Source organism: Streptococcus sp. zg-86 (genome assembly GCF_017639855.1).
GTDB classification, from domain to species: Bacteria; Bacillota; Bacilli; order Lactobacillales; family Streptococcaceae; genus Streptococcus; species Streptococcus zhangguiae.
The window spans coordinates 233716-255837 of the sequence record NZ_CP072115.1; the positions used below are offsets into that span (position 1 = coordinate 233716).

The 22122-nt window shown below is 40.6% G+C and carries 19 protein-coding genes and 1 tRNA gene; 19 read left to right on the top strand and 1 reads right to left on the bottom strand.

Annotated features, from left to right (window positions below; translation table 11 throughout):
- Positions 1–575 precede the first annotated feature (575 nt).
- From J5M87_RS01305 to J5M87_RS01315, 3 genes are all read left to right on the top strand, one after another.
- A complete protein-coding gene (locus J5M87_RS01305; RefSeq protein WP_154607748.1) occupies positions 576–2030 on the top strand; it encodes an amidase in 1455 nt (484 codons plus the stop codon).
- A 107-nt stretch (positions 2031–2137) separates the two neighbouring features.
- Positions 2138–3016 carry a transporter substrate-binding domain-containing protein gene (locus J5M87_RS01310; RefSeq protein ID WP_154607747.1) on the top strand — a complete coding sequence of 293 codons (879 nt, stop codon included), beginning with the start codon at positions 2138–2140 and terminating at the stop codon, positions 3014–3016.
- Between the two features lie 254 nt (positions 3017–3270).
- A complete protein-coding gene (locus tag J5M87_RS01315) occupies positions 3271–3936 on the top strand; it encodes an amino acid ABC transporter permease (protein ID WP_154607746.1) in 666 nt (221 codons plus the stop codon).
- Between the two features lie 57 nt (positions 3937–3993).
- Here J5M87_RS01315 and J5M87_RS01320 read toward each other — a convergent pair whose 3' ends face one another.
- Positions 3994–4443 carry a Fur family transcriptional regulator gene (locus tag J5M87_RS01320; protein ID WP_067086696.1) on the bottom strand — a complete coding sequence of 150 codons (450 nt, stop codon included), beginning with the start codon at positions 4441–4443 and terminating at the stop codon, positions 3994–3996.
- A 145-nt stretch (positions 4444–4588) separates the two neighbouring features.
- Between J5M87_RS01320 and truA the strand changes: the two genes are divergently transcribed.
- The 16 genes from truA (at position 4589) to J5M87_RS01400 (ending at position 22115) form a co-directional block, all read left to right on the top strand.
- Complete coding sequence (gene truA, locus J5M87_RS01325; protein WP_154607745.1) at positions 4589–5338, top strand: tRNA pseudouridine(38-40) synthase TruA; 750 nt, start codon at positions 4589–4591, stop codon at positions 5336–5338.
- Entirely contained in the window at positions 5328–6089 is a 762-nt protein-coding gene (locus J5M87_RS01330) for a bifunctional hydroxymethylpyrimidine kinase/phosphomethylpyrimidine kinase (protein WP_154607744.1), read from the top strand. Before truA ends, J5M87_RS01330 begins: the two co-directional genes overlap by 11 nt.
- On the top strand, positions 6079–6549 hold the full coding sequence (locus J5M87_RS01335; RefSeq protein WP_154607743.1) for an ECF transporter S component: 471 nt from the start codon (positions 6079–6081) through the stop codon (positions 6547–6549). Before J5M87_RS01330 ends, J5M87_RS01335 begins: the two co-directional genes overlap by 11 nt.
- A gap of 3 nt (positions 6550–6552) precedes the next feature.
- Positions 6553–7116, top strand: a complete 564-nt coding sequence (locus J5M87_RS01340; protein ID WP_154607878.1) for a TIGR01440 family protein — start codon at positions 6553–6555, stop codon at positions 7114–7116.
- A gap of 238 nt (positions 7117–7354) precedes the next feature.
- Positions 7355–8971 carry an ATP-binding cassette domain-containing protein gene (locus tag J5M87_RS01345; RefSeq protein WP_154607742.1) on the top strand — a complete coding sequence of 539 codons (1617 nt, stop codon included), beginning with the start codon at positions 7355–7357 and terminating at the stop codon, positions 8969–8971.
- A 453-nt stretch (positions 8972–9424) separates the two neighbouring features.
- The gene (gene tig / locus J5M87_RS01350) at positions 9425–10708 is read left to right on the top strand and encodes a trigger factor (RefSeq protein WP_154607741.1); all 1284 of its coding nucleotides are present in this window, start codon (positions 9425–9427) and stop codon (positions 10706–10708) included.
- A gap of 187 nt (positions 10709–10895) precedes the next feature.
- Positions 10896–11489: a DNA-directed RNA polymerase subunit delta gene (gene rpoE / locus J5M87_RS01355; RefSeq protein WP_154607740.1), complete on the top strand. Its 594-nt coding sequence runs from the start codon at positions 10896–10898 to the stop codon at positions 11487–11489.
- A 111-nt stretch (positions 11490–11600) separates the two neighbouring features.
- Entirely contained in the window at positions 11601–13211 is a 1611-nt protein-coding gene (locus tag J5M87_RS01360; RefSeq protein WP_154607739.1) for a CTP synthase, read from the top strand.
- A gap of 825 nt (positions 13212–14036) precedes the next feature.
- Positions 14037–15596, top strand: coding sequence for an ATP-binding cassette domain-containing protein (locus J5M87_RS01365; protein ID WP_154607738.1), 1560 nt, complete (start codon positions 14037–14039; stop codon positions 15594–15596).
- Between the two features lie 63 nt (positions 15597–15659).
- A tRNA-Leu gene (locus J5M87_RS01370) sits at positions 15660–15745 on the top strand.
- Between the two features lie 173 nt (positions 15746–15918).
- Positions 15919–16800 carry a class II fructose-bisphosphate aldolase gene (locus J5M87_RS01375; RefSeq protein ID WP_067087018.1) on the top strand — a complete coding sequence of 294 codons (882 nt, stop codon included), beginning with the start codon at positions 15919–15921 and terminating at the stop codon, positions 16798–16800.
- 230 nt (positions 16801–17030) lie between these two features.
- Positions 17031–17219: a 50S ribosomal protein L28 gene (rpmB, locus tag J5M87_RS01380; protein ID WP_067087013.1), complete on the top strand. Its 189-nt coding sequence runs from the start codon at positions 17031–17033 to the stop codon at positions 17217–17219.
- A 614-nt stretch (positions 17220–17833) separates the two neighbouring features.
- Complete coding sequence (locus J5M87_RS01385; RefSeq protein ID WP_067087011.1) at positions 17834–18199, top strand: Asp23/Gls24 family envelope stress response protein; 366 nt, start codon at positions 17834–17836, stop codon at positions 18197–18199.
- Between the two features lie 2 nt (positions 18200–18201).
- Positions 18202–19866 (top strand): DAK2 domain-containing protein, encoded by a 1665-nt coding sequence (locus tag J5M87_RS01390; protein WP_067091413.1) that lies wholly within the window; start codon positions 18202–18204, stop codon positions 19864–19866.
- 184 nt (positions 19867–20050) lie between these two features.
- Positions 20051–21076 carry a LacI family DNA-binding transcriptional regulator gene (locus tag J5M87_RS01395; protein WP_154607736.1) on the top strand — a complete coding sequence of 342 codons (1026 nt, stop codon included), beginning with the start codon at positions 20051–20053 and terminating at the stop codon, positions 21074–21076.
- Between the two features lie 124 nt (positions 21077–21200).
- The gene (locus J5M87_RS01400) at positions 21201–22115 is read left to right on the top strand and encodes an ABC transporter permease (protein WP_154607735.1); all 915 of its coding nucleotides are present in this window, start codon (positions 21201–21203) and stop codon (positions 22113–22115) included.
- Positions 22116–22122: the final 7 nt, after the last annotated feature.

The following is a 22122-nucleotide window of genomic DNA, read 5'->3' on the forward strand; positions in this document are numbered from 1 at the left end:
ATTCTCCTGCATTTAGTATATTTTTAATTATACCAAAATTTTAACATTTAGGAATTGTTGTAGAGGCAACTCAAACGTTTTTAAACATATAGTGGATTGAGAACTGAACACGGACTAAGAGCTGTGTAAAAAAGAGACGCAGATGTTCCAGCTTTAGCTGGTTACAGTTGAGGCTCCCTTTAGGGATAGATTTCCTTGTGTTCATCGAACACATCGTCCATCTCCTATCTTACCGTAGCTGTTACGAGCTTGCTCGTTCTACAGATACGGATGCCCTATGGGTATACTTTGCTCTTGACGTCCTTTGTATCTTATGAAGGAATAGGATAAGGCAAGGAGTTGCAGATAGAACTAGGCGTTAATTGAGGATTACTCCATAATCCCTATTTCCAACCTTCAACAGTCCACTGGACTATTGAAGCAAAGCGACTGAACGATGTCCTAACCTTTATTCAATTCACTATAGTTTATTTCTTTTTTATTTAGCAAGTCGGACTTGCTGAATTTTCTATTTCGTGATAGGCTAGCATTCAGAGGACAGAATGGCTAAATGAGGTTTAAAAAGGAGAAGAGTAATGTACCAAGATGCGACAGCTATGGCAGAGGCTATTAGAAGCGGCGTGGTGTCAGCGGAAGAATGTGTTAAAGCAAGTATTGACAAGATTGAGGAATTGAACCCAGTTCTGAATGCAGTTGTAAGCACTCAATATGAGCGAGCGTTGGAGCAAGCAAGAAATGTGAAAAAAGATAATCAGCCCTTTGCAGGTGTTCCGATTCTGTTAAAAGATTTAGGCCAAGAACAGGAAGGGGAATTATCCACATCTGGCTCTCGCTTATTTACTCATTATAGGGCACAAAAGAGTGACCTTTATACGCAGCGGATGGAAGCGCTAGGTTTTATTGTGCTAGGACGAACTAATACGCCAGAGTTTGGTTTTAAGAATATTTCAGATAGCCAAGTGCATGGGTCTGTGAATTTACCGATGGATGTGACGCGAAATGCAGGTGGATCAAGTGGTGGTTCGGCAGCTGCTGTCGCTTCTGGTATGGTGCCTCTAGCGGGTGCCTCAGATGGTGGTGGTTCTATCCGTATTCCTGCTAGTTTCAATGGTTTAATTGGTTTAAAGACTAGTCGAGGACGGATACCAGTTGGGCCTTCCTCTTACCGCGGTTGGCAAGGGGCTTCTGTCCATTTTGCCTTGACCAAATCAATTCGAGATACCAAGCGACTACTCTATCATTTGCAGACCTATCAAGTGGAGGCACCTTTCCCTTTGCAAACCCTATCTTGGGATTGTCTGTTCGCTCCAGAAAAAAGATCGCTCAAAATTGCCTTTTCGCTCAAATCCCCCATTGGAACGCAGGTAGAAAAAGAAGCGCAGGAGGCTGTTTTAAGTATATTGCCCCTCTTGGAGCAACTGGGGCATCAAGTGGTTGAATTGACGAGAGATCCGCTAGATGGGATAGAAGCTATTCGTTCTTATTACATGATGAATAGTGTTGAAACGGCACAGATGTTTGTGGAAATTGAACGTAGTTTGGGGCGCAAGGCGACAATTGATGATATGGAGTTGATGACCTGGGCGATTTACCGTAGTGGATTAACGATTCCAGCCCATCGTTATAGTCATATTTTACAGGACTGGGATCAATACAGTGCAAAAATGGCAGCTTTTCATCAACAGTATGATGTCTTGTTGACTCCTACGGTAGCAAATGCTGCTCCCAAACATGGTCAATTTGCATTAGACAAACACATAGAAGAAAAGCTACGGAATATGGATGACTATGAGATGGAGGAGCAGCAAGAATTGATTTGGCAAATGTTTGAAGCAGCTTTAGCTTGGACTCCATTTACTGCACAGGCTAATTTAACAGGTCAACCGTCTATCAGTTTACCGGTCTATCAAACAGCTCAAGGCCTGCCAATTGGTGTCCAACTAACAGCCGCTAAAGGGCGTGAGGATATTCTTCTATCGCTGGCAGAAGAGCTTGAAAATGAAGGAAAATGGTTTGGAAAAGCGCTTTAAATTTTCAGTTAAAATAATTGCTAAAAGTATGTTGTTGTGTTACCATTTTCGTGTATGTTTTTTGACCTTGAGATAGAGGTTATTCAAACAATAAAAAGGAGATTTTTATGTTGAAAAAATTACTAGCCTCAGCTGTACTTGTATCCTCCTTGGCATTAGCTGCGTGTTCTGGAAATGCAGAAAAAACATCTTCTGCAAATCAGACAGAATGGGATCGTATTAAAGAGGCAGGAGTGTTGAAAGTTGCAACCCCAGGAACGCTTTATCCAACGTCTTACCATAATGATGACAATGAGTTAGTTGGATATGAAATTGATATGCTCAATGAAATTGGTAAGCGATTAGATATTAAAGTTGAATACCAAGAAATTGGTGTTGCGGAAGCCTTTACATCTGTCGATAGTGGAAAAGTTGATATCGCTGTGAATAACTTTGATACGACAAAAGAACGGTTAGAAAAATACAATTTCTCTACTCCATATAAATACTCTATTGGCGGTATGATTGTTCGTGAAGACGGTTCATCAGGTATTGAAGCAGCTGATTTGAGCGATTGGAAAGGTAAAAAAGCTGGAGGCGGTGCTGGTACTCAGTACATGAAAATTGCAGAGAAATTAGGTGCAGAGCCTGTAATCTATGATAATGTTACGAATGATGTCTACTTGCGCGATGTGTCAACAGGTCGTACAGACTTTATTCCAAACGATTATTATACTCAAGTGATTGCGGTAAAATATATTACACAACAATTCCCAGATATTAAGGTGAAAATGGGAACGGCTAAATACAATCCGACTGAGCAAGGAATTGTGATGAGTAAGGTTGATACGAGCCTAAAAGAAAAGCTAGATGAAGTCCTCAAAGCGATGAAAGAAGATGGGACGCTCAAGGCAATTTCTGAAAAATACTATGCTGGTCAAGACTTGACAGAGCCTGAAAAAGGAGTAGAAAGTTTACCAGTTATTGATACATCAGACGTCAAATAGATTTGTATAGTGAATTGAATAAAGGTTAGGACATCGTTCAGTCGCTTTGCTTCAATAGTCCAGTGGACTGTTGAAGGTTGGAAATAGGGATTATGGAGTAATCCTCAATTAACGCCTAGTTCTATCTGCGGCTCCTTACCTTTTCCTATTCCTTTCTCAATCCACTATAGCAAGAGAATACATGGGAGTGAAGAAAAACTAGTTTGAATCGAACTGGGAATTTCCGCTCCCTTTTCGATGGTGGAGGAGAAAACATGAATTGGCAGGCTATTTTTAATCTAGAGCTAGCAAGGGAGGCAATTCCTAAGATTTTAGAAGGTTTACCTTATACTCTTTCCTTATCCCTCATTGGTTTTGCCTTGGGAACTGTTTTTGGCTTTTTTGTAGCCCTTTGTCGGATGTCACGTCTAGCTATTTTTCGCTATTTAGCCATGCTCCATATTTCTTTGATGCGAGGAATTCCGCTAATGGTCTTACTCTTTTTTATCTATTTTGGCTTACCTTTTATGGGCTTGGAGTTAGATGCAATTAGTGCTAGTATCATTGCATTTACCCTCATGTCGAGTGCCTATATTTCAGAGATTATTCGTTCATCACTTTCTGCGATTGATCATGGGCAATGGGAGGCGGCTCGTTCTCTTGGATTAAAGACCTCGATTATCTATCGGAAAGTGATTATTCCCCAAGCCTTTCGGATTGCAGTGCCACCCCTTAGCAATGTTTTGTTAGATATGGTAAAAAGTACCTCGCTGACTGCTATGATTACTGTGCCAGAATTATTTAATAAGGCTAAAATTATCGGTGGAGCTAAGTCAGATTATATGACAGTCTATATTTGTGTAGCCTTGATTTACTGGATGATTTGTACCCTCTATGCACTAGGACAAGTTCATCTGGAAAAACGCTTGGCAACCTATTGAAAAATGGAAAAAAGCCTAGAACAGGAACGATCATTTCTGTTCTAGGCTTTTTTATATTTATTGGCAATCTGGACAAATACCATAAACGGTTAAGAGTTCTTTGGTAATCTGATAGCCTGTTTGAGCTTCGACCTGATGTTCGAGGCTAGGCATATTTTCAGCGATCAAATCAGTAATTTTTCCACAGCGTTCACAGATGACATTTAAATGATCGTGGCCCATGAAGTCGTAGTAGGTGGTTGTATCGTTATTACGTTTTAATTCAGTGACGAATCCTTCTTCGACTAAGACCTTGAGATTGTTATAAACAGTGGCCAGGCTCATATTGGGATAAGCTGGGCGTAGGTCTTTGTAAATCATCTCGGCGCTTGGATGTTCGGAGCTGTCAATAAGATAGCGAATAACTGCTTTTCTGGTTTCAGTCATCCGTACTCCTTTTTCTTTTAGGTGATTGACGACGTGCGCATAGGCTTCTTGGTGATCAGTATGATGGATAGGGATAGACATGGCACGCCTCTCTTTCTAATCGTTTTCTTTATTATACCTTATTTAGATCAAAAGAGCGAATAAAATTCCCTCTCTTAATCTGTCATAGGACAGATGGGGTTTGACAATCTTGCAAGAGAGTTTTGGACTGTGGTACAATCATGCTATGACAAGATATAAAGCGATTATTTCCTATGATGGATACGATTTTTCAGGTTTTCAGCGCCAACCCCATGCACGGACCGTTCAGGAGGAATTGGAAAAGACCTTGCGACGTTTAAATAGCGGACAAGAAGTAGTGGTACACGGAGCGGGGCGGACAGACAGTGGGGTACATGCTTATGGACAAGTCATTCATTTTGACTTGCTAGGCACCCGTGATGTTGAAAAGTTGCGTTATGCATTGGACACTCAAAGTCCGGAAGATATTGATGTAGTAGCTGTTGCGCAAGTGGCAGACGATTTTCATTGCCGTTATGCCAAACACCAGAAAACCTATGAGTTTTTAGTGGATATTGGTCGGCCGAAGAATCCGATGATGCGGCGCTATGCGACTCATTTTCCCTATGATTTGGAGTTGTCCCGTATGACAGAAGCGATTCGGTCTTTAGTTGGGACTCATGATTTCACAGGTTTTACAGCCTCTGGTACAGCAGTAGAGAACAAGGTACGGACAATTACAGAAGCGCGTGTGGAAGTAGACACAGATCGGAATTTACTAGTTTTCACCTTTACAGGAAATGGCTTTCTCTATAAACAGGTACGCAATATGGTGGGGACCTTGTTGAAAATTGGCAATCATCGGATGCCGGTTGAGCAGATAGAGCGCATTTTGAAAGAAAAAGACAGGCAGTTAGCAGGTCCTACGGCTGCACCCAATGGTCTATACTTAAAGGAGATTTGGTATGAAGAGTAAATACATCGTAGCCCTTTCAGGGAATGATATTTTTAGTGGCGGTGGACTGCATGCAGACTTGACAACCTATACGGTCAATGGCTTGCATGGTTTTGTTGCGGTGACTTGTTTAACTGCTATGACAGAAAAAGGATTTGAAGTCATACCGATTGATGAAGCAGTCTTTGCGAAACAGTTGGCTAGTTTAAAAGATATTCCTTTTGCGGGCATAAAATTAGGGTTACTACCCAATGTAGCCATTGCTAAGCAGGCACTCGCCTTTGTACGTTCTCATCAAGATATTCCGATTGTCCTTGATCCGGTTTTAGTTTGTAAGGAAACACATGATGTGGAAGTGAGTAATCTACGCGATGAGTTACTGGCATTTTTACCCTATATCACCATTGTCACTCCGAATGTGGCAGAAGCGGAGCTATTGACCCAAAGAAAAATCCAAACGCTTGATGAGATGAAAGAAGCTGCTCAGACTTTATACGATTTAGGAGCTAGACATGTGGTTATCAAAGGTGGTAATCGCCTCAATCATGAACGTGCGTTAGATGTTTACTATGATGGAAAGACAGTTCAAGTGCTAGATTCGCAGGTTTTGAACAATAATAATACAGGTGCTGGTTGTACATTTGCCTCAAGCATTGCCAGTCATTTGGTTCTAGGCAGCAAGGTAGCAGAGGCGGTGACAGAAGCTAAGGATTTTGTCTACCGTGCCATTCAAGCAGCAGATGAATATGGAGTAGTACAATATGAAAATTAATCAAACGCAACGAATCGTGTTATTGTCCATTTTGACGGCTTTGACAGTCGTTTTGGGCTACATACACGTTCCTACTTTAACAGGCTTTATTACATTATTAGATGTGGGAGTCTTCTTTACAGCCTTTTATCTTGGGGCAAAAGAGGGAGCAATTGTTGGTGGTTTATCGGCTCTTCTGCTCGATTTCTTACTAGGTTATCCACAATGGGCCTTCTTCAGTCTGCTCTTTCATGGTCTGCAAGGTTATGCAGCTGGTTGGTCAGGAAAGGGTCGGATTCTCGGGCTGTTTCTAGCTTCAATTGCCATGGTTGGTGGCTATTTTATAGCGAGTGTGTTCTTGTATAACGTTGCTAGTGCCCTAGATGGTCTTGCCGGAAATCTCATTCAAAATGCAGTCGGAATCATTCTTGGGTCAATCCTTGCAGCTGCAATGACCAAGGTCAGAAAGGTGGCGGTCTAGATGATGGATATGGAAATAATCAGACAGGAAACCTTGACGGTCTTAGAAGAGGTGCTAGAACTCAGCCAAATTCAAAAAGGGCAGTTGTTTGTCTTGGGGCTTTCTTCAAGTGAGGTTTTGGGAGGTTCTATCGGCAAGCGCTCTAGTCTTGAAGTCGGCCAAGTGATTGTTAAGACTATATTAGACACTCTTACGGAGAAAGGAATATACCTTGCCGTTCAAGGTTGTGAACATTTAAATCGCGCCTTGGTAGTGGAAAGAGAATTTGCGCTTGCTAAGGATTTAGAAATGGTGAATGTACTACCGAGCTTACATGCAGGGGGTTCAGGTCAGTTAGCAGCTTTTGAGTATATGACAGATCCTATTGAAGTTGAATTTGTCACAGCCTATGCGGGTCTTGACATCGGAGATACCTCGATTGGTATGCATGTCAAACATGTTCAAGTGCCTCTGCGACCGACCTTACGCCAGATTGGACAGGCTCATGTCACAGCGCTTGCTAGTCGGCCAAAATTGATTGGCGGAGCTAGGGCTTTGTATCAAGAAGATAGCATTCGCAAGAGATAGGGAGTAGGACTCAATCGTGATTTTTCAGAAACCGATTGAGTCCACTCTTTTATTTTTAGACTCAGGCTAAACTAATCCACTGGCTTACCCTTTCTTTATGGGTATCGACAGTCACTTCCTTTGTATCTTACATCGCGATTTTTACCACTTACCACTTACAGTTGACCTCTTGCTGAAATACCCTTGTTTTTTCCTTGTATCTTGCTAAACTAAGGGTAGATAAAAGGAGGAGCTAAAGATGAATATACATCAGCTATGGAAAGTTTTACCGAAGAGAATTGTCATCGTTTGTGGTTTGGCTATGTTGGTATCTAGTTTTGATGGGATTGTATTGTCTCAGATTGTATCTCGCGTAACGCTCTTTTCAAAAAGCTCAACTGTAGAGGATTTACTGCTCTTTGTTGGAGTTGGTCTGGGTGGAGTATTGATGATCCAGTTAGCTACTTGGTTACAAGATTATCTGAAAAATCAGTTGATAAAAGGTCTTAATCAGCATTATAAGCAAGAATTGATTCGCTCTCTAGCCTTAGCTAAGGAAGTTCAGTCCGATGTGGGGAATACAATTTCTCTACTAACCGTTGATTTAAAACTGATTGAAGATAAGTATTTTAGAGTTATTTTTGAGTGTATCTTTCATGGCGTGATGGGGTTGATTTCTCTAATCTACCTCGTGTATTTACATCCCTTTATTTCAATGGTTTATTTGGTATTTGCTCTTTTAGCAATGCTACCATCCATGCTTTTTGCCAATATGCTAGGGCGTGCAACGGAGCAGTTTACGAAGGCGAATGAAGCCTTTATAAAAAATACCAAGGATTTCTTTCAAGGTTATGCAGTTGTATCGACCTATCAGGCTTTTTCAACCTTCTTTACACGTTCGGATAAGAGCCTTGCGCAAATGGAAACAAGGGGATTGGATCTCAACAATAAACATGCGATGGTTATGTTTATCGGAGCAATGGCTTCATGGGTTGGCTATATTATTCCAACAGCAGTCGGTCTTTTCTTTGTACTAAACGGTCAATTGACAATCACGGTTATCATCGCTCTCTTTCTAGCGAGTGATCGTGTGATTTATCCTTTTCGTAATGTGGCAGCTTACTTACGGATGATTCAATCAACAAAGAGCACACGTGAGAAAATCGCTACAATCCTTGCTCAAGACAGAACGATACTAGAATCTCAAGAGTCTCATTCTTTTGCGGTACGCCCAACAATTGCAGTTTCTGATCTTGCTTTTGGCTATGAAGATAATCTTGTTCATCAGGCAAACTTCCGTATTCCATTCGGCAGTAAGGTCTTAATCACAGGTGCATCAGGTAGCGGGAAAACCAGTTTTTTGGATGTGTTGCAGGGGTGCTTGCAGCCAAGGAGCGGACAGGTTGTGTTTGAGGAAAACTGGGGTGAAGTGCCTTGTTCAGCTGTTCAGATTGCTCGTATCCAGCAGGGACCCTATTATTTTGATGTGACCTTGAGGGAAAATCTGCTGATGGAATTGCAGGATATCCCAGATGAACAGTTGCTTGATTTACTCAATCAAGTAGGATTAGTGAAGGAGTTGGGGGAGGCTTGCTTGGATCAAGAATATGGAGAAAACGGCTCTCAATTATCTGGTGGACAAAAGCAGCGAATTGAGATTGCGCGTGCCTTGCTACATCAGCAACCGGTTTTACTAGTAGATGAGGGGACATCGGCTATTGACAAGCAATCGTCTGACATCATTCGCAATCTCTTTTTTGAAACAGACTGTACAATTTTTGAAGTGGCCCACCATTATGATGAAAGACTCAAACACCGCTATACTCATCATATTGAGTTGCGCAATCGAGAAATGATTTGCCATGAAATAGCATAAAAGCAAGCTCAGTCAGGTTTGTAAAACGTTGTTAAACAGCTATTCTCAACCGGGCACACTTCTCAAGTGTATCGCTTCTTAGTCTCTGAATACTGATGATCGGTACAGGCATTCAAGAGATGAATTGCAGTGACAGCGTGCATGCCTAAGAGGGAGATGAAGGCTGCGCTAATGGGAATATTTTTCCAGGAAATGCCGATAAAAATCGCAATGTCCCTAGCCACAATTTGAAGGATAGCGCTGATGAGATATTTTTCATAATCAATCTCCTGTTGGAAAGTGAGAATCGGTTGCTATATAGTTTTATTATAGTCCTTTTGGGTCAAATAATAAAGAAAATAGCGGTTGTTATCGATGGAATTTATGAAAAGATTTGGCACAAAAATTTGGAGAATACAGAGAGATATGATATAATAGCGTGTATGCAATAAAATTTTAAGGAGAAATGACAGAATGTCTGTATCATTTGAATCAAAAGAAACAAACCGCGGTGTCTTGACATTTACAATCGCTCAAGATGCTATCAAACCAGAATTGGATCGTGTATTTAACAAGGTTAAAAAAGACATTAACGTACCTGGTTTCCGTAAAGGTCATTTACCACGTGCAGTCTTCAACCAAAAATTTGGTGAAGAATCATTGTACCAAGATGTTGTCAATGCTCTTTTACCAGCAGCCTATGAAGCAGCGGTAGCAGAAGCAGGTCTTGAAGTGGTTGCGCAACCAAAAATCGAAGTTGTGTCAATGGAAAAAGGTCAAGACTGGACGATTACTGCTGAAGTCGTTACAAAACCAGAAGTGAAATTAGGTGACTACAAAAACTTAGCAGTATCTGTTGAAGCAACAAAAGAAGTAACAGATGAAGAAGTAGATGCAAAAGTTGAGCGTGAACGCAATACGTTAGCAGAATTGGTCATCAAGGAGGAACCAGCTGCTGAAGGCGATACAGTTGTGATTGACTTCGTTGGTTCAATCGACGGCGTTGAATTTGATGGTGGAAAAGGTGAGAACTTCTCATTAGCTCTTGGTAGCGGTCAATTTATCCCAGGATTTGAAGACCAATTGGTAGGTCACAGTGCAGGTGAAGAAGTAAATGTAGAAGTAACCTTCCCTGAAGATTACCAAGCAGCAGACTTGGCAGGAAAACCAGCTCTCTTTGTGACAAAAATTCATGAAGTTAAAGCAAAAGAAGTGCCAGCACTTGATGATGAATTAGCAAAAGATCTTGACGAAGAAGTGGAAACACTTGACGAGTTGAAAGCGAAATACCGCAAAGAATTAGAAGCAGCAAAAGAAATTGCTTTTGACGATGCAGTTGAATCAGCAGCACTTGATTTGGCAGTTGCAAATGCAGAAATCGTTGACCTTCCAGAAGAAATGGTTCATGAGGAAGTACACCGTGCTATCAACGAATTCCTTGGCGGTATGCAACAGCAAGGTATTTCACCAGATATGTATTTCCAAATCACAGGAACGACACGTGATGACCTTCATAAACAATACGAAGCAGATGCTGAAAAACGTACAAAAACAAACCTTGTTGTTGAAGCGGTAGCAAAAGCAGAAGGCTTTGAAGCAACAGCAGAAGAAATTGAAGCAGAAATCACTGACTTGGCTGCAACATACAACATGGAAGTAGAACAAGTTCGTCGCCTTCTTTCAGAAGATATGTTGAAACATGACATTGCAGTGAAAAAAGCTGTTGAAGTGATTACAAGCACAGCAACTGTAAAATAACACAAAAAATCAATGAATAGAGGTTGAGCTAAGTCTCAGCTTCTATTTTTCTCTCATTTTCATGAGAATGAAATTATCTTTGACTATTTGCTGATTTTAGCGTAAAATAGTAAGGAAAGACAAAAAACGAATTCGTCCTAAGCCCTCGTTGCTGAAACGGACTCAGATAGACATAAGGAGAATAGCCTTGGAATTAACGGTATTTGCAGGACAAGAAAAAAGTGAACTATCCATGATTGAGGTGGCACGTGCTATTTTGGAAGAACGTGGCCGTGATAACGAGATGTATTTCAATGATTTGGTCAATGAAGTGCAAAATTATCTAGGAAAATCAAATAGTGATATTCGTGCAACCCTGCCTATTTTCTACTCTGATTTGAATGTGGACGGTAGCTTCATCCCTCTAGGTGAAAACAAATGGGGGCTTCGTTCATGGTATGCGATTGATGAGATTGATGAAGAAGTCATTACACTTGAAGAAGACGATGAAGATGCACCAAAACGGAAGAAAAAACGTGTCAATGCCTTTATGGATGGCGATGAAGATGCGATTGATTACGGAAATGATGATCCAGAAGACGAAGATAGCTATGAGACAACGACATCAACTGAATATGGCGATGACAATCCAGATGATGAGAAAGATGAAGTAGAGTCATACGATTCAGAAATCAATGAAATTATCCCAGATGAGGATTTGGTTGATGAAGAAGTTGAGCTAAATGAAGAAGACGATGATGATTATTCTGAAGAAGACGATGAAACAGTAGATGACGAATAATTGTCAGTTGACAAATGGATTTATTTTCAGTATAGTATTAATCGGGCGCCTCTTTTGAGGCCAGAGCTCCCTGTTTCAGGGGGCTATTTTTGTTTTTTAAAGGAGAATTGCATGGCAACAAAGTATATTTTTGTAACAGGTGGCGTGGTGAGTTCAATCGGGAAAGGCATTGTGGCAGCAAGTCTGGGTCGATTGCTGAAAAACCGTGGTTTAACAGTCACGATTCAAAAATTTGATCCCTACATCAATATTGATCCGGGGACAATGAGTCCGTATCAACATGGGGAAGTATTTGTTACAGATGACGGGGCAGAAACAGACCTTGATTTAGGTCACTATGAACGCTTTATTGACATCAATCTCAATAAGTATTCCAATGTAACAACTGGAAAAATCTATAGTGAAGTTCTCCGTAAAGAACGCCGTGGTGAGTATTTAGGAGCAACCGTTCAGGTTATTCCACACATCACAGATGCCTTAAAAGAAAAGATCAAGCGAGCAGCAACGACAACGGATGCTGATGTCATTATCACAGAGGTTGGTGGAACAGTTGGGGATATTGAAAGTTTGCCATTTTTAGAGGCCCTTCGCCAAATGAAATCAGATGTCGGTGCAGATAATGTTATGTATATTCATACGACTCTCCTACCTTATCTGAAAGCTGCTGGTGAAATGAAAACCAAGCCAACCCAACACTCCGTTAAAGAATTACGTGGGCTAGGTATTCAGCCAAATATGCTGGTGATTCGGACAGAAGAGCCTGTTGGTCAAGGGATTAAAAATAAATTAGCACAATTTTGTGATGTTGCACCAGAAGCGGTAATCGAATCGCTTGATGTAGAGCATTTGTATCAAATTCCTCTTAATTTACAAGCGCAGCAAATGGACCAAATCGTCTGCGACCATTTGAAGATTGATGCGCCAGCAGCAGACATGACAGACTGGTCTGCTATGGTTGACAAGGTTATGAATTTGAAGAAGCAAGTGAAGATTGCCTTGGTCGGAAAATACGTCGAATTACCAGATGCCTATATTTCTGTCGTAGAAGCCTTGAAACATTCTGGTTATGCCAATGATGCAGAAGTGAAGATTGATTGGATTAATGCCAATGATGTGACAGCAGACAATGTAGTAGACTTACTTGGCCATGCGGATGGAATGATTGTACCAGGTGGCTTTGGAAAACGCGGGACCGAAGGGAAAATCCAAGCCATTAAATATGCGCGTGAAAACAATGTCCCAATGCTCGGAGTTTGTCTAGGTATGCAGTTGACCTGTATCGAATTTGCCCGTCATGTTCTTGGGTTAGAAGGTGCAAATTCTGCTGAACTAGCGCCTGATACCCCTTACCCAATCATTGACCTAATGCGGGATCAGATCGATGTAGAAGATATGGGTGGAACGCTTCGTTTGGGATTGTATCCAACCAAATTGAAAAAAGGAAGCCGTGCTGCAGCGGCCTATAAGGAACAAGAAGTTGTGCAGCGCCGTCACCGTCATCGCTATGAATTTAACAATAAATTCCGTGAAGCCTTTGAAACAGCTGGTTTTGTTTTTTCAGGAGTATCGCCTGATAATCGCTTAGTTGAAATTGTAGAAATTCCTGAAAACGACTTCTTTGTGGCCTGCCAATACCACCCAGAACTTTCCAGCCGTCCAAACCGTCCAGAAGAGCTCTACACAGCCTTTGTATCAGCGGCAGTTGAACATCATAATGACTAATCGGATAGTGCATCATCTTGTCCTCTGACAGGGTGGTGTTTTTTGATGAAGTAAGCTATAATATAGTGGATTGAAAAAGGAATAGGACAAGGCAAGGGGCTGTAGATAGAACTAGCGTTCATCAAAGCGACTTAATACTCGTCAAAAATCAAAGTCTGACGTCGTTAACTCACCTTGCTTCAACAGTCCAGCGGACTGTTGAAGGTTGGAAATAGGGATTATGTAATAATCCTCAGCTAACATTAGTCCAGCGGACTGTTGAAGGTTGGAAATAGGGATTATGAAATAATCCTCCAGCTTAAAAAAAGTCTTTTTATTGCCACCGTCCTCATGTGCTTTCGGACATCAGCGACTTCCTTGGGAGTAAAATAATCCAGTGGATTATTTTAGCCCGAGCCCAGAAACAAAGGAGCGAGGATAATCAATTTCAGCGAAATCACGACTTCTGTCTCACTCCCACTTTTAGCACGGCGGAGGTGGCGGTATTGTGCTCGCTACGCTCGCAAATTTTCTAACCTTAAAACTACAGAAAATTACATATCATTGTAATGTTTTTCTGAATTGTGAGGTTTGTCTACATTTTGAAGGATTATGTAATAATCCTCAGTTAGCATTAGTCCGATGGTTCAGTGGAGACGAGCTATGCTCGCTCTATTTCTTACCTTCCACAATTCTCAATTGTGGAAGCTAGTCAGATTTTGATTCTTATAGAGTATAATGATATCCTAACCTTTATTCCATTCACTATACAAATAAGAATAGGTGTTTATTTGCTAACAATTCCAAGGATAGACTGTCGCGATTTGCTTGAAATGGAGATTTAACATGAAAAAGAGCTATGTGATGATTACGCTACTTGCAATTACAATAGTTGCTACTACCAATGTGTATTTTAGCTATCAAACCTCTCACATTATTGATAGTTTGACACAGGGGCATTTCTCATCCTTCTATCAAAACATCGGGCTGATGTTTTTTGCTTTTGTTTGCTTACTTGTAGCGGAATTGATTCGTCAGATTTGTAACCAACGCTTTCTCAACCAAGTTTCGTATCGGATTCATCAAAATGTTATTGGGCGCTTGTTGACCAAAGAGGGGCTGTTGAAGCGCTCAGAAGCTAGTCAGTATCTATCGAATGTAACGAATGACATTGAAATGGTTAAAGACTTGTACTATGATACATTTTTCTCGCTGTATCAAGGTATTGTTTCCTTCGTAATTGCTAGTCTTGCCTTGGTTTCACTTGATAAGAAGATTGCCGCGGTGATTTTGCTTGTTTCCTTACTGCCAGTAGTAATTCCCTATATCTTCAAAGGGATTCGTAGTCATATTCAAGAGAATTTATCACGAGAAAAAGCACGCTATCAAACCGATTTGAACGATCTGCTATCCAGCCTTGTCATAGTGAAAAATATTGGTCTGTACCGAGAATTTTCTGAAACCATGACCAATCAGTATCGCCGTATTAACCAAGAAGAGAATCGACAAGCCACATGGAAAGCAATTGTCAATGTTCTGTCAGCAGTACCGTTTTATCTGACCTTTGTTTTGATTTTATATTTGGGTGGACGAGCTGTGTTTGCAGGACAGCTGAGTCTAGGGTCTTTAGTGGCTATTTACACGATCTCGTTAGAATTGTCCATGCCCATTTTGCTCGTTGCAGGTGCTGTTTCTGATATGACTTCTGTAGGAAGCATTCGCAAGAATTTAATGGAATTTTCGATGTTGCCTGTAGTTCCTAGGTCACCTAAACTTTTCGATTTTCGAGATATCGAGCTTCGTAGCGTTGTTTATCAAATCGAAGACAAGCGTATTTTTAGCAATCTAACGCTGAAATTTGAAGCAGGGAAAAAATACTTAATTCAAGGTGAAAGTGGTGTTGGCAAATCAATCTTAGCTTATTTAGTAACGCAAAACACTGAAGAGCAAGTGAGAGGGATTTATATCAATGGAATAGAAACTGCCCAACTTTCCTACCAGACTGTTCAGTCATATATGAGTTTTCTTCCCCAAAAAGTCAGCTTGTTCCACACAAGTATTTGGCATAATCTTACCCTAGACCGTCCTGTGAGTGAAGCGAGTGTCCTTGAGTGGTTAGAGCGATTTGGCTTGTCTGACCGTTTTCCGTCAAGGGTTGCGATGGAACATGAAATCGTTGATGCAGATAGTAGTCTGTCGGGAGGTCAACAGCAACGGTTGGCTCTCATTCGGAGCTTGCTACTGGAAAAAGCAGTTTTGATACTGGATGAGACTTTGTCAGGATTGGATGATGCGACCTTTTCTACTGTTGAAAGAGCCTTACTAGAACAGGAAAATATAACCTTGCTCCATATTAGCCACCGGACCTATCATGCACAAGATTATGACCAGCAAATAATTTTATAAAAAAATGTTTGGAAAGTATTGACAAGAAATCACCTCCTTGGTATACTAGTAGGGTACTCAATCGCGGGGATGGCGGAATTGGCAGACGCGCAGGACTAAGGATCCTGTGACCGCTTTAGGTCGTGAGGGTTCAAGTCCCTCTCTCCGCATAGTTTAGACTGGTTTTGCCAGTCTTTTTTCTTGTGAATAATCTGTGAAAATTTTCGCATTTTTCAAAAACTAGATTGAAAGAGCAGAAAAAAAGTAGCGTTTTTCTCGAAAACGTGATAAAATAAACAATGTAAGTGGGAGAAGCCCACAAAAATTAAGAGGAGGCTAGAAAATGCCAGTCGTTTCAGCAGAAAAATTCGTCCAAGCAGCTCGTGACAACGGTTACGCAGTTGGTGGATTTAACACAAACAACCTTGAGTGGACTCAAGCTATCTTGCGTGCAGCAGAAGCTAAAAAAGCTCCTGTTTTAATCCAAACATCAATGGGTGCAGCAAAATATATGGGTGGTTACAAAGTAGCTCGTAACTTGATTGCAAACCTTGTAGAATCAATGAACATCACAGTTCCAGTTGCTATTCACCTTGACCATGGTCACTACGAAGATGCACTTGAGTGTATCGAAGTAGGTTACACTTCAATCATGTTTGACGGTTCACACCTTCCAGTTGAAGAAAACCTTGAAAAAGCACGCGAAGTTGTTAAATTGGCACATGCAAAAGGAATTTCGGTTGAGGCTGAAGTTGGAACAATCGGTGGAGAAGAAGACGGAATTATCGGTTCTGGTGAACTTGCTCCAATCGAAGATGCAAAAGCAATGGTAGAAACTGGTATCGACTTCTTGGCAGCAGGTATCGGTAACATCCACGGTCCATACCCAGCAAATTGGGAAGGTCTTGACCTTGATCACTTGAAGAAATTGACAGAAGCTGTTCCAGGTTTCCCAATCGTACTTCACGGTGGTTCTGGTATTCCTGATGAGCAAATCCAAGCAGCTATCAAACTTGGTGTGGCAAAAGTTAACGTAAATACTGAGTGCCAAATCGCATTTGCAAACGCAACTCGTAAATTTGCAGCATCTTATGAAGCAAACGAAGCAGAATACGACAAGAAAAAACTCTTTGACCCACGTAAATTCTTGGCTGACGGTGTAAAAGCTATCCAAGCATCTGTTGAAGAGCGTATTGACGTTTTCGGTTCTGAAAACAAGGCTTAATTAGCCCAAATAGCCAACAACTTCTCCATTGAGAAGTTGTTTTTTGTATACATACACAAAGCAAAACCCAGTCTAAAAGGAATGAATAAGCCGTTATTCATTGTACGGTAGACAGTAGATTTTTAAAAAAATGAAAGTTCTTCTTGCCAAGAGTCATATTTTTTGGTAGAATAGTCAAGTATGTGGTGCTAGCACATCCGTAATATTTGATCAAATGAGGAGGAATACACATGGCTAAAGTATGTTATTTTACAGGTCGTAAAACTGTATCAGGAAACAACCGTTCACATGCGATGAACCAAACAAAACGTGCGGTAAAACCAAATCTTCAAAAAGTAACTGTTTTGATTGATGGAAAACCTAAAAAAGTTTGGGCTTCAGCTCGCGCACTTAAATCAGGTAAAATTGAACGTGTTTAAAAAAAGAGGTCCGGTGGACCTCTTTTTCACGAGCTAAGAAAACAGAATAGCGAGTCTAGAGGTCCGGTGGACCTCTTTTTCACGAGCTAAGAAAACAGAATAGCGAGTTTAGAAGTCCGGTGGACTTCTTTTTCTCTGAATCTTGAAACCGGAAAATGCAGACAGCCTGATAAGCTGTTTCAGAATGTAGGCAAACCTGAGATTTATGTAAATAAATTCAAAAGATCTGCTAACTGAACATTTGATTTTATGATTTTCGCAAGCGGAGCGAGCCTCATCAGATACTTTTCGCTGTGGTAAAAGTAGGGAGTGGGACTCAATCCTGATTTCGTTGAAATCGATTATCCTCGCTCCTTTGTTTTTGGGCTCGGGCTAAAATAATCCACTGGATTATTTTACTCCACAGGAAGTCGCTACCGTCCGTACCACCTAAGAAAAGTATCTCAAAAAAACTTTTTCTGCAATCCTAGACAGTCCAATGACCTTTTTTATTTTATTGCCGAAGGCGTGCTACTATCCGTTTGAAAAGTCTAATCTGCTGTAACAGCCTAGTTTTTTACACTCGTGAGAAAATATGGTAAAATAGAGTGATAAAATGATTTGAGGTACGAAAAATGACGGTTAAAATCAATACAAAAGATGGCCAGATTGAGCTAACAGATGATGTCATTGCTACGGTTGTGGGTGGTGCTACGACAGAGATTTTTGGCGTTGTTGGTATGGCCAGCAAATCTGCGATTAAGGATAATTTCCAAGCGCTTCTCGGTAAGGAAAATTATGCCAAGGGTGTTGTGATTAAGACGACAGAAGGAGGGCATATCGCAGTAGATGTCTATACTGTGATGAGCTATGGTGTCAAAATCAGTGAGGTTTCTCGTAATATCCAAGAGCGTGTGAAATTTAACTTGGAAAATCAATTAGGGATTGCAGCAGATACGGTCAATGTCTATATTCAAAATATCAAAGTCGTAGGAGAATAATGGTGTCTAAAATTACAACTAGTTTATTTCAAGAAATGGTGCAAGCTGCATCAACTCGTCTGAATAAACAAGCAGAATATGTGAATTCATTAAATGTCTTTCCTGTTCCAGATGGAGATACAGGAACCAATATGGGCATGACCATTACCAATGGTGCAAAAGAAGTGTCTGATAAACCTGCTAACACGGTTGGTGAAGCAGCTCAAATTTTATCCAAAGGTTTGTTGATGGGAGCTCGTGGAAATTCAGGAGTAATCACTTCTCAATTATTCCGTGGTTTTGGCCAATCAGTTAAAGGAAAAGACGAGTTAACAGGAAAAGACCTAGCACAAGCCTTCCAGCATGGTGTTGAAGTAGCTTATAAAGCGGTAATGAAGCCGGTTGAAGGGACAATCCTTACGGTATCTCGTGGTGCAGCAACTGCAGCTTTGAAAAAATCTGAGCAGACAGATGATGCAGTTGAAGTGATGCGTGCAACCCTAGAGGGAGCAAAACGTGCACTCAAGAAAACACCAGATTTGCTTCCAGTATTGAAAGAAGTTGGTGTAGTAGATTCTGGTGGCCAAGGTCTGGTTTATATCTATGAAGGCTTTTTAGCGGCTTTAACTGGTGAATACATTGCTTCTGATGATTTTGAAGCAACTCCTGCGGTGATGTCTGGGATGATTAATGCAGAGCATCACAAGTCAGTAGCGGGACATGTTGCAACAGAAGATATTACATTTGGTTACTGTACAGAAATCATGGTGGCTCTTCGTCAAGGGCCAACCTATGTAAAAGAATTTGATTACGAAGAATTTCGTACCTATTTGAATGACTTAGGGGATTCTCTCCTAGTGGTGAATGATGACGAAATTGTAAAAGTCCATGTTCACACAGAAGATCCAGGACTGGTTATGCAGGCAGGTCTCCAGTATGGTAGTTTGGTAAAAGTCAAAGTGGACAATATGCGTGAGCAACATGAAGCGCAAGTAGAAAAAGAAGAGAGTTTCCAAAAACCAGCTGAACAAACAGAATACGCAGTGATTGCTGTTGCAGCGGGTGAAGGTTTAACTGAAATCTTCAAGTCACAAGGGGTAGACTATGTGATTTCAGGTGGTCAAACCATGAATCCTTCTACCGAAGACTTTGTAAAGGCAATTGATTTGGTCAATGCACGCAACGTTATCTTACTGCCGAATAATAAGAACATCTTAATGGCGGCTCAATCAGCAGCAGAAGTTGCAGAAGTAGCTGTCAAAGTCGTGGAAACACGGACGATTCCGCAAGGATTTACTAGTTTACTAGCCTTTGATCCAAGTCGCGATATTGAAGCAAACTTTGAAGCGATGACAGCTTCGCTTGTTGATGTTAAAAGTGGTAGTGTGACGACGGCAGTTCGTGATACGACGATTGACGGTCTTGAAATTCATGAAAATGACAATCTTGGCATGGTTGACAGTAAGATTGTTGTGTCTAATCCTGATATGATGGCAACGCTAGAGGCAACTTTTGAAGCGATGCTAGATGAAGACAGCGAGATTGTTACTATCTACGTTGGAGAAGATGGTCATCAAGAATTAGCCGAAACCCTCGCCGAAGCATTAGAAGAAAAATTTGAAGACATTGAAGTGGAAATCCACCAAGGTGGCCAACCAGTATACCCATATTTGTTTAGTGTTGAATAGAATGAGAAAGCTGAGCAGTAGTGCTTGGCTTTTTTGCTAGTCTATATTGGTGGGAAAACGACTTATTCTTGTAGATTAGGAATGGGTTTCTTTTGTACTTTCATAGCTAGATAATCTATTTCTTGAAAAAAATATGGAAAACGATTTCAAAAAATGATATAATAAAAACAAAGGAGGTGAAGTGATGGAGGATAAGCAAAAAAAATCGGTTACAATGAAAGATGTAGCGCAGCGAGCGGGCGTCAGTGTAGGTACAGTATCGCGTGTCATCAACCAAGAGCAAGGTATTAAGAAAACAACGCTCGAAAAGGTTCAACAAGCGATTGCTGAGCTTGATTATATTCCAGATGTTTATGCCCGAGGTATGAAAACCAATCGGACAGAGACAGTCGCTTTAATTCTGCCGACCATTTGGCATCCATTCTTTAGCGAGTTTGCCTTTTTTGTTGAAGAAGCCCTCAGCAAGAAGAATTATAAATTATTGCTGTGCAATACAGATGGGGCTAAAAAAGAAATTGAATATTTATCCATGTTGCGACAAAATAAGGTAGACGGTATTATTGCGATTACCTATAGTCCAATTGAAGATTATTTAGCATCGAATATTCCTTTTGTAAGTATTGATAGAACCTACCAGGATAAGGAAATTGCTTGTGTCACATCGGATAATCAAACAGGTGGAGAACTTGCGGCTCGAATGCTTTTAGAAAAGGGCTGCCAGCATCTAGCCTTTGTGGGGAGTCACAACAACACGGTCAATGAGACCAAAAAACGCCGTCAATTTTTTGAAGAGACAGTAAGGTTGACGGATAAGGAATGCTTGATTTTTGATTTAGAAGAGCCATTTGATAATTTTCTAGAACAGCTAGAAGCTTTTCTGGAACAACATCCGCAAATTGATGGTATCTTTGCAATCAATGATTTTACAGCTTTAGAAGTTATGCATATCTTAGTAAAACAGGGCAAACGAGTCCCTGATGATGTCCAGATTATTGGTTATGACGGTATTCGTATGGCCAAAGAGCATGAATATCTAGTCTCTACGATTAAACAACCATTAGAGCAAATGGCAGAAGAAGCAGTTAGTATTCTGCTTTCAATCATTGATCATCAGACTCCTAGCCGACAAAGTGTCTTACCAATTTCCTATGTTGAAGGGAAAACAACAAAAAATTTTTCAAAAACACTTGACAGAAAGCGCTACCAATGATAGACTATAGGTAGGAAATTTATTTTTTACAACAAAACTGAAACGTTTCAAAAAAGAAAATCTATTAAGAGTGAATAGGTTTTCTCCTTTCTCTCAAATTTGAAACGTTTCAAAAGGAGGAATTATGAACGTAGGAAAGGATTACTCTTTGTGGAGTAGAATCAAACGGCAAAAAGTATTGCTAATGATGCTATTTCCTGGCTTGTTGTTGACGTTTGTCTTTAAGTACATACCGATGTACGGTATCTTGATTGCCTTTAAAGATTACAATCCTTTAAAGGGTGTAATGGGAAGTGAGTGGATTGGATTTCAAGAATTTACCAAATTTCTCTCCTCTCCTAACTTCGGTATTTTGTTAGGGAACACCTTGAAATTAAGTGTGTATGGCTTACTGTTAGGTTTCTTACCACCGATTATCTTGGCAATTATGCTCAATCAGTTACTAAGCGATAAGGCGAAAAAGCGGATTCAACTCATTCTGTATGCACCAAACTTTATCTCTGTTGTGGTTATTGTCGGAATGATATTTCTCTTCTTCTCAGTTGGAGGTCCAATCAATAGCCTACTATCACTTTTTGGGATTAAAGCGAATTTTTTGACCGATCCAAATGCCTTCAGACCACTTTATATTTTTAGTGGAATCTGGCAAGGAATGGGTTGGGCTTCCACGCTGTACACCGCAACACTGGTCAATGTAGATACGTCCTTGATTGAAGCAGCAAAGATGGATGGTGCTAATATTTTCCAACGAATTTGGCATATTGATTTGCCAGCCTTAAGACCTGTTATGGTGATTCAATTTGTACTAGCAGCTGGAAACATCATGAATGTCGGCTATGAAAAAGCCTTCTTGATGCAAACATCACTCAACTTGACGAGTTCCGAGATTATCTCAACCTATGTTTATAAGGTCGGTCTTGTCTCAGGAGATTATTCTTACTCGACAGCAGTAGGGCTCTTCAATGCAGTTATCAATGTTATCTTATTGGTTGCAGTGAATCAAATTGTGAAACGAATGAATGATGGTCAAGGATTATAAGGGAGGA

Excerpts from the sequence above, each read along its gene's own strand:
- J5M87_RS01305 (WP_154607748.1), top strand. The coding sequence starts at position 576 with ATGTACCAAGATGCGACAGCTATGGCAGAGGCTATTAGAAGCGGCGTG.
- J5M87_RS01310 (WP_154607747.1), top strand. The coding sequence starts at position 2,138 with ATGTTGAAAAAATTACTAGCCTCAGCTGTACTTGTATCCTCCTTGGCA.
- J5M87_RS01315 (WP_154607746.1), top strand. The coding sequence starts at position 3,271 with ATGAATTGGCAGGCTATTTTTAATCTAGAGCTAGCAAGGGAGGCAATT.
- J5M87_RS01320 (WP_067086696.1), bottom strand. The coding sequence starts at position 4,443 with ATGTCTATCCCTATCCATCATACTGATCACCAAGAAGCCTATGCGCAC.
- truA (WP_154607745.1), top strand. The coding sequence starts at position 4,589 with ATGACAAGATATAAAGCGATTATTTCCTATGATGGATACGATTTTTCA.
- J5M87_RS01330 (WP_154607744.1), top strand. The coding sequence starts at position 5,328 with ATGAAGAGTAAATACATCGTAGCCCTTTCAGGGAATGATATTTTTAGT.
- J5M87_RS01335 (WP_154607743.1), top strand. The coding sequence starts at position 6,079 with ATGAAAATTAATCAAACGCAACGAATCGTGTTATTGTCCATTTTGACG.
- J5M87_RS01340 (WP_154607878.1), top strand. The coding sequence starts at position 6,553 with ATGGATATGGAAATAATCAGACAGGAAACCTTGACGGTCTTAGAAGAG.
- J5M87_RS01345 (WP_154607742.1), top strand. The coding sequence starts at position 7,355 with ATGAATATACATCAGCTATGGAAAGTTTTACCGAAGAGAATTGTCATC.
- tig (WP_154607741.1), top strand. The coding sequence starts at position 9,425 with ATGTCTGTATCATTTGAATCAAAAGAAACAAACCGCGGTGTCTTGACA.
- J5M87_RS01360 (WP_154607739.1), top strand. The coding sequence starts at position 11,601 with ATGGCAACAAAGTATATTTTTGTAACAGGTGGCGTGGTGAGTTCAATC.
- J5M87_RS01365 (WP_154607738.1), top strand. The coding sequence starts at position 14,037 with ATGAAAAAGAGCTATGTGATGATTACGCTACTTGCAATTACAATAGTT.
- J5M87_RS01375 (WP_067087018.1), top strand. The coding sequence starts at position 15,919 with ATGCCAGTCGTTTCAGCAGAAAAATTCGTCCAAGCAGCTCGTGACAAC.
- rpmB (WP_067087013.1), top strand. The coding sequence starts at position 17,031 with ATGGCTAAAGTATGTTATTTTACAGGTCGTAAAACTGTATCAGGAAAC.
- J5M87_RS01385 (WP_067087011.1), top strand. The coding sequence starts at position 17,834 with ATGACGGTTAAAATCAATACAAAAGATGGCCAGATTGAGCTAACAGAT.
- J5M87_RS01395 (WP_154607736.1), top strand. The coding sequence starts at position 20,051 with ATGGAGGATAAGCAAAAAAAATCGGTTACAATGAAAGATGTAGCGCAG.
- J5M87_RS01400 (WP_154607735.1), top strand. The coding sequence starts at position 21,201 with ATGAACGTAGGAAAGGATTACTCTTTGTGGAGTAGAATCAAACGGCAA.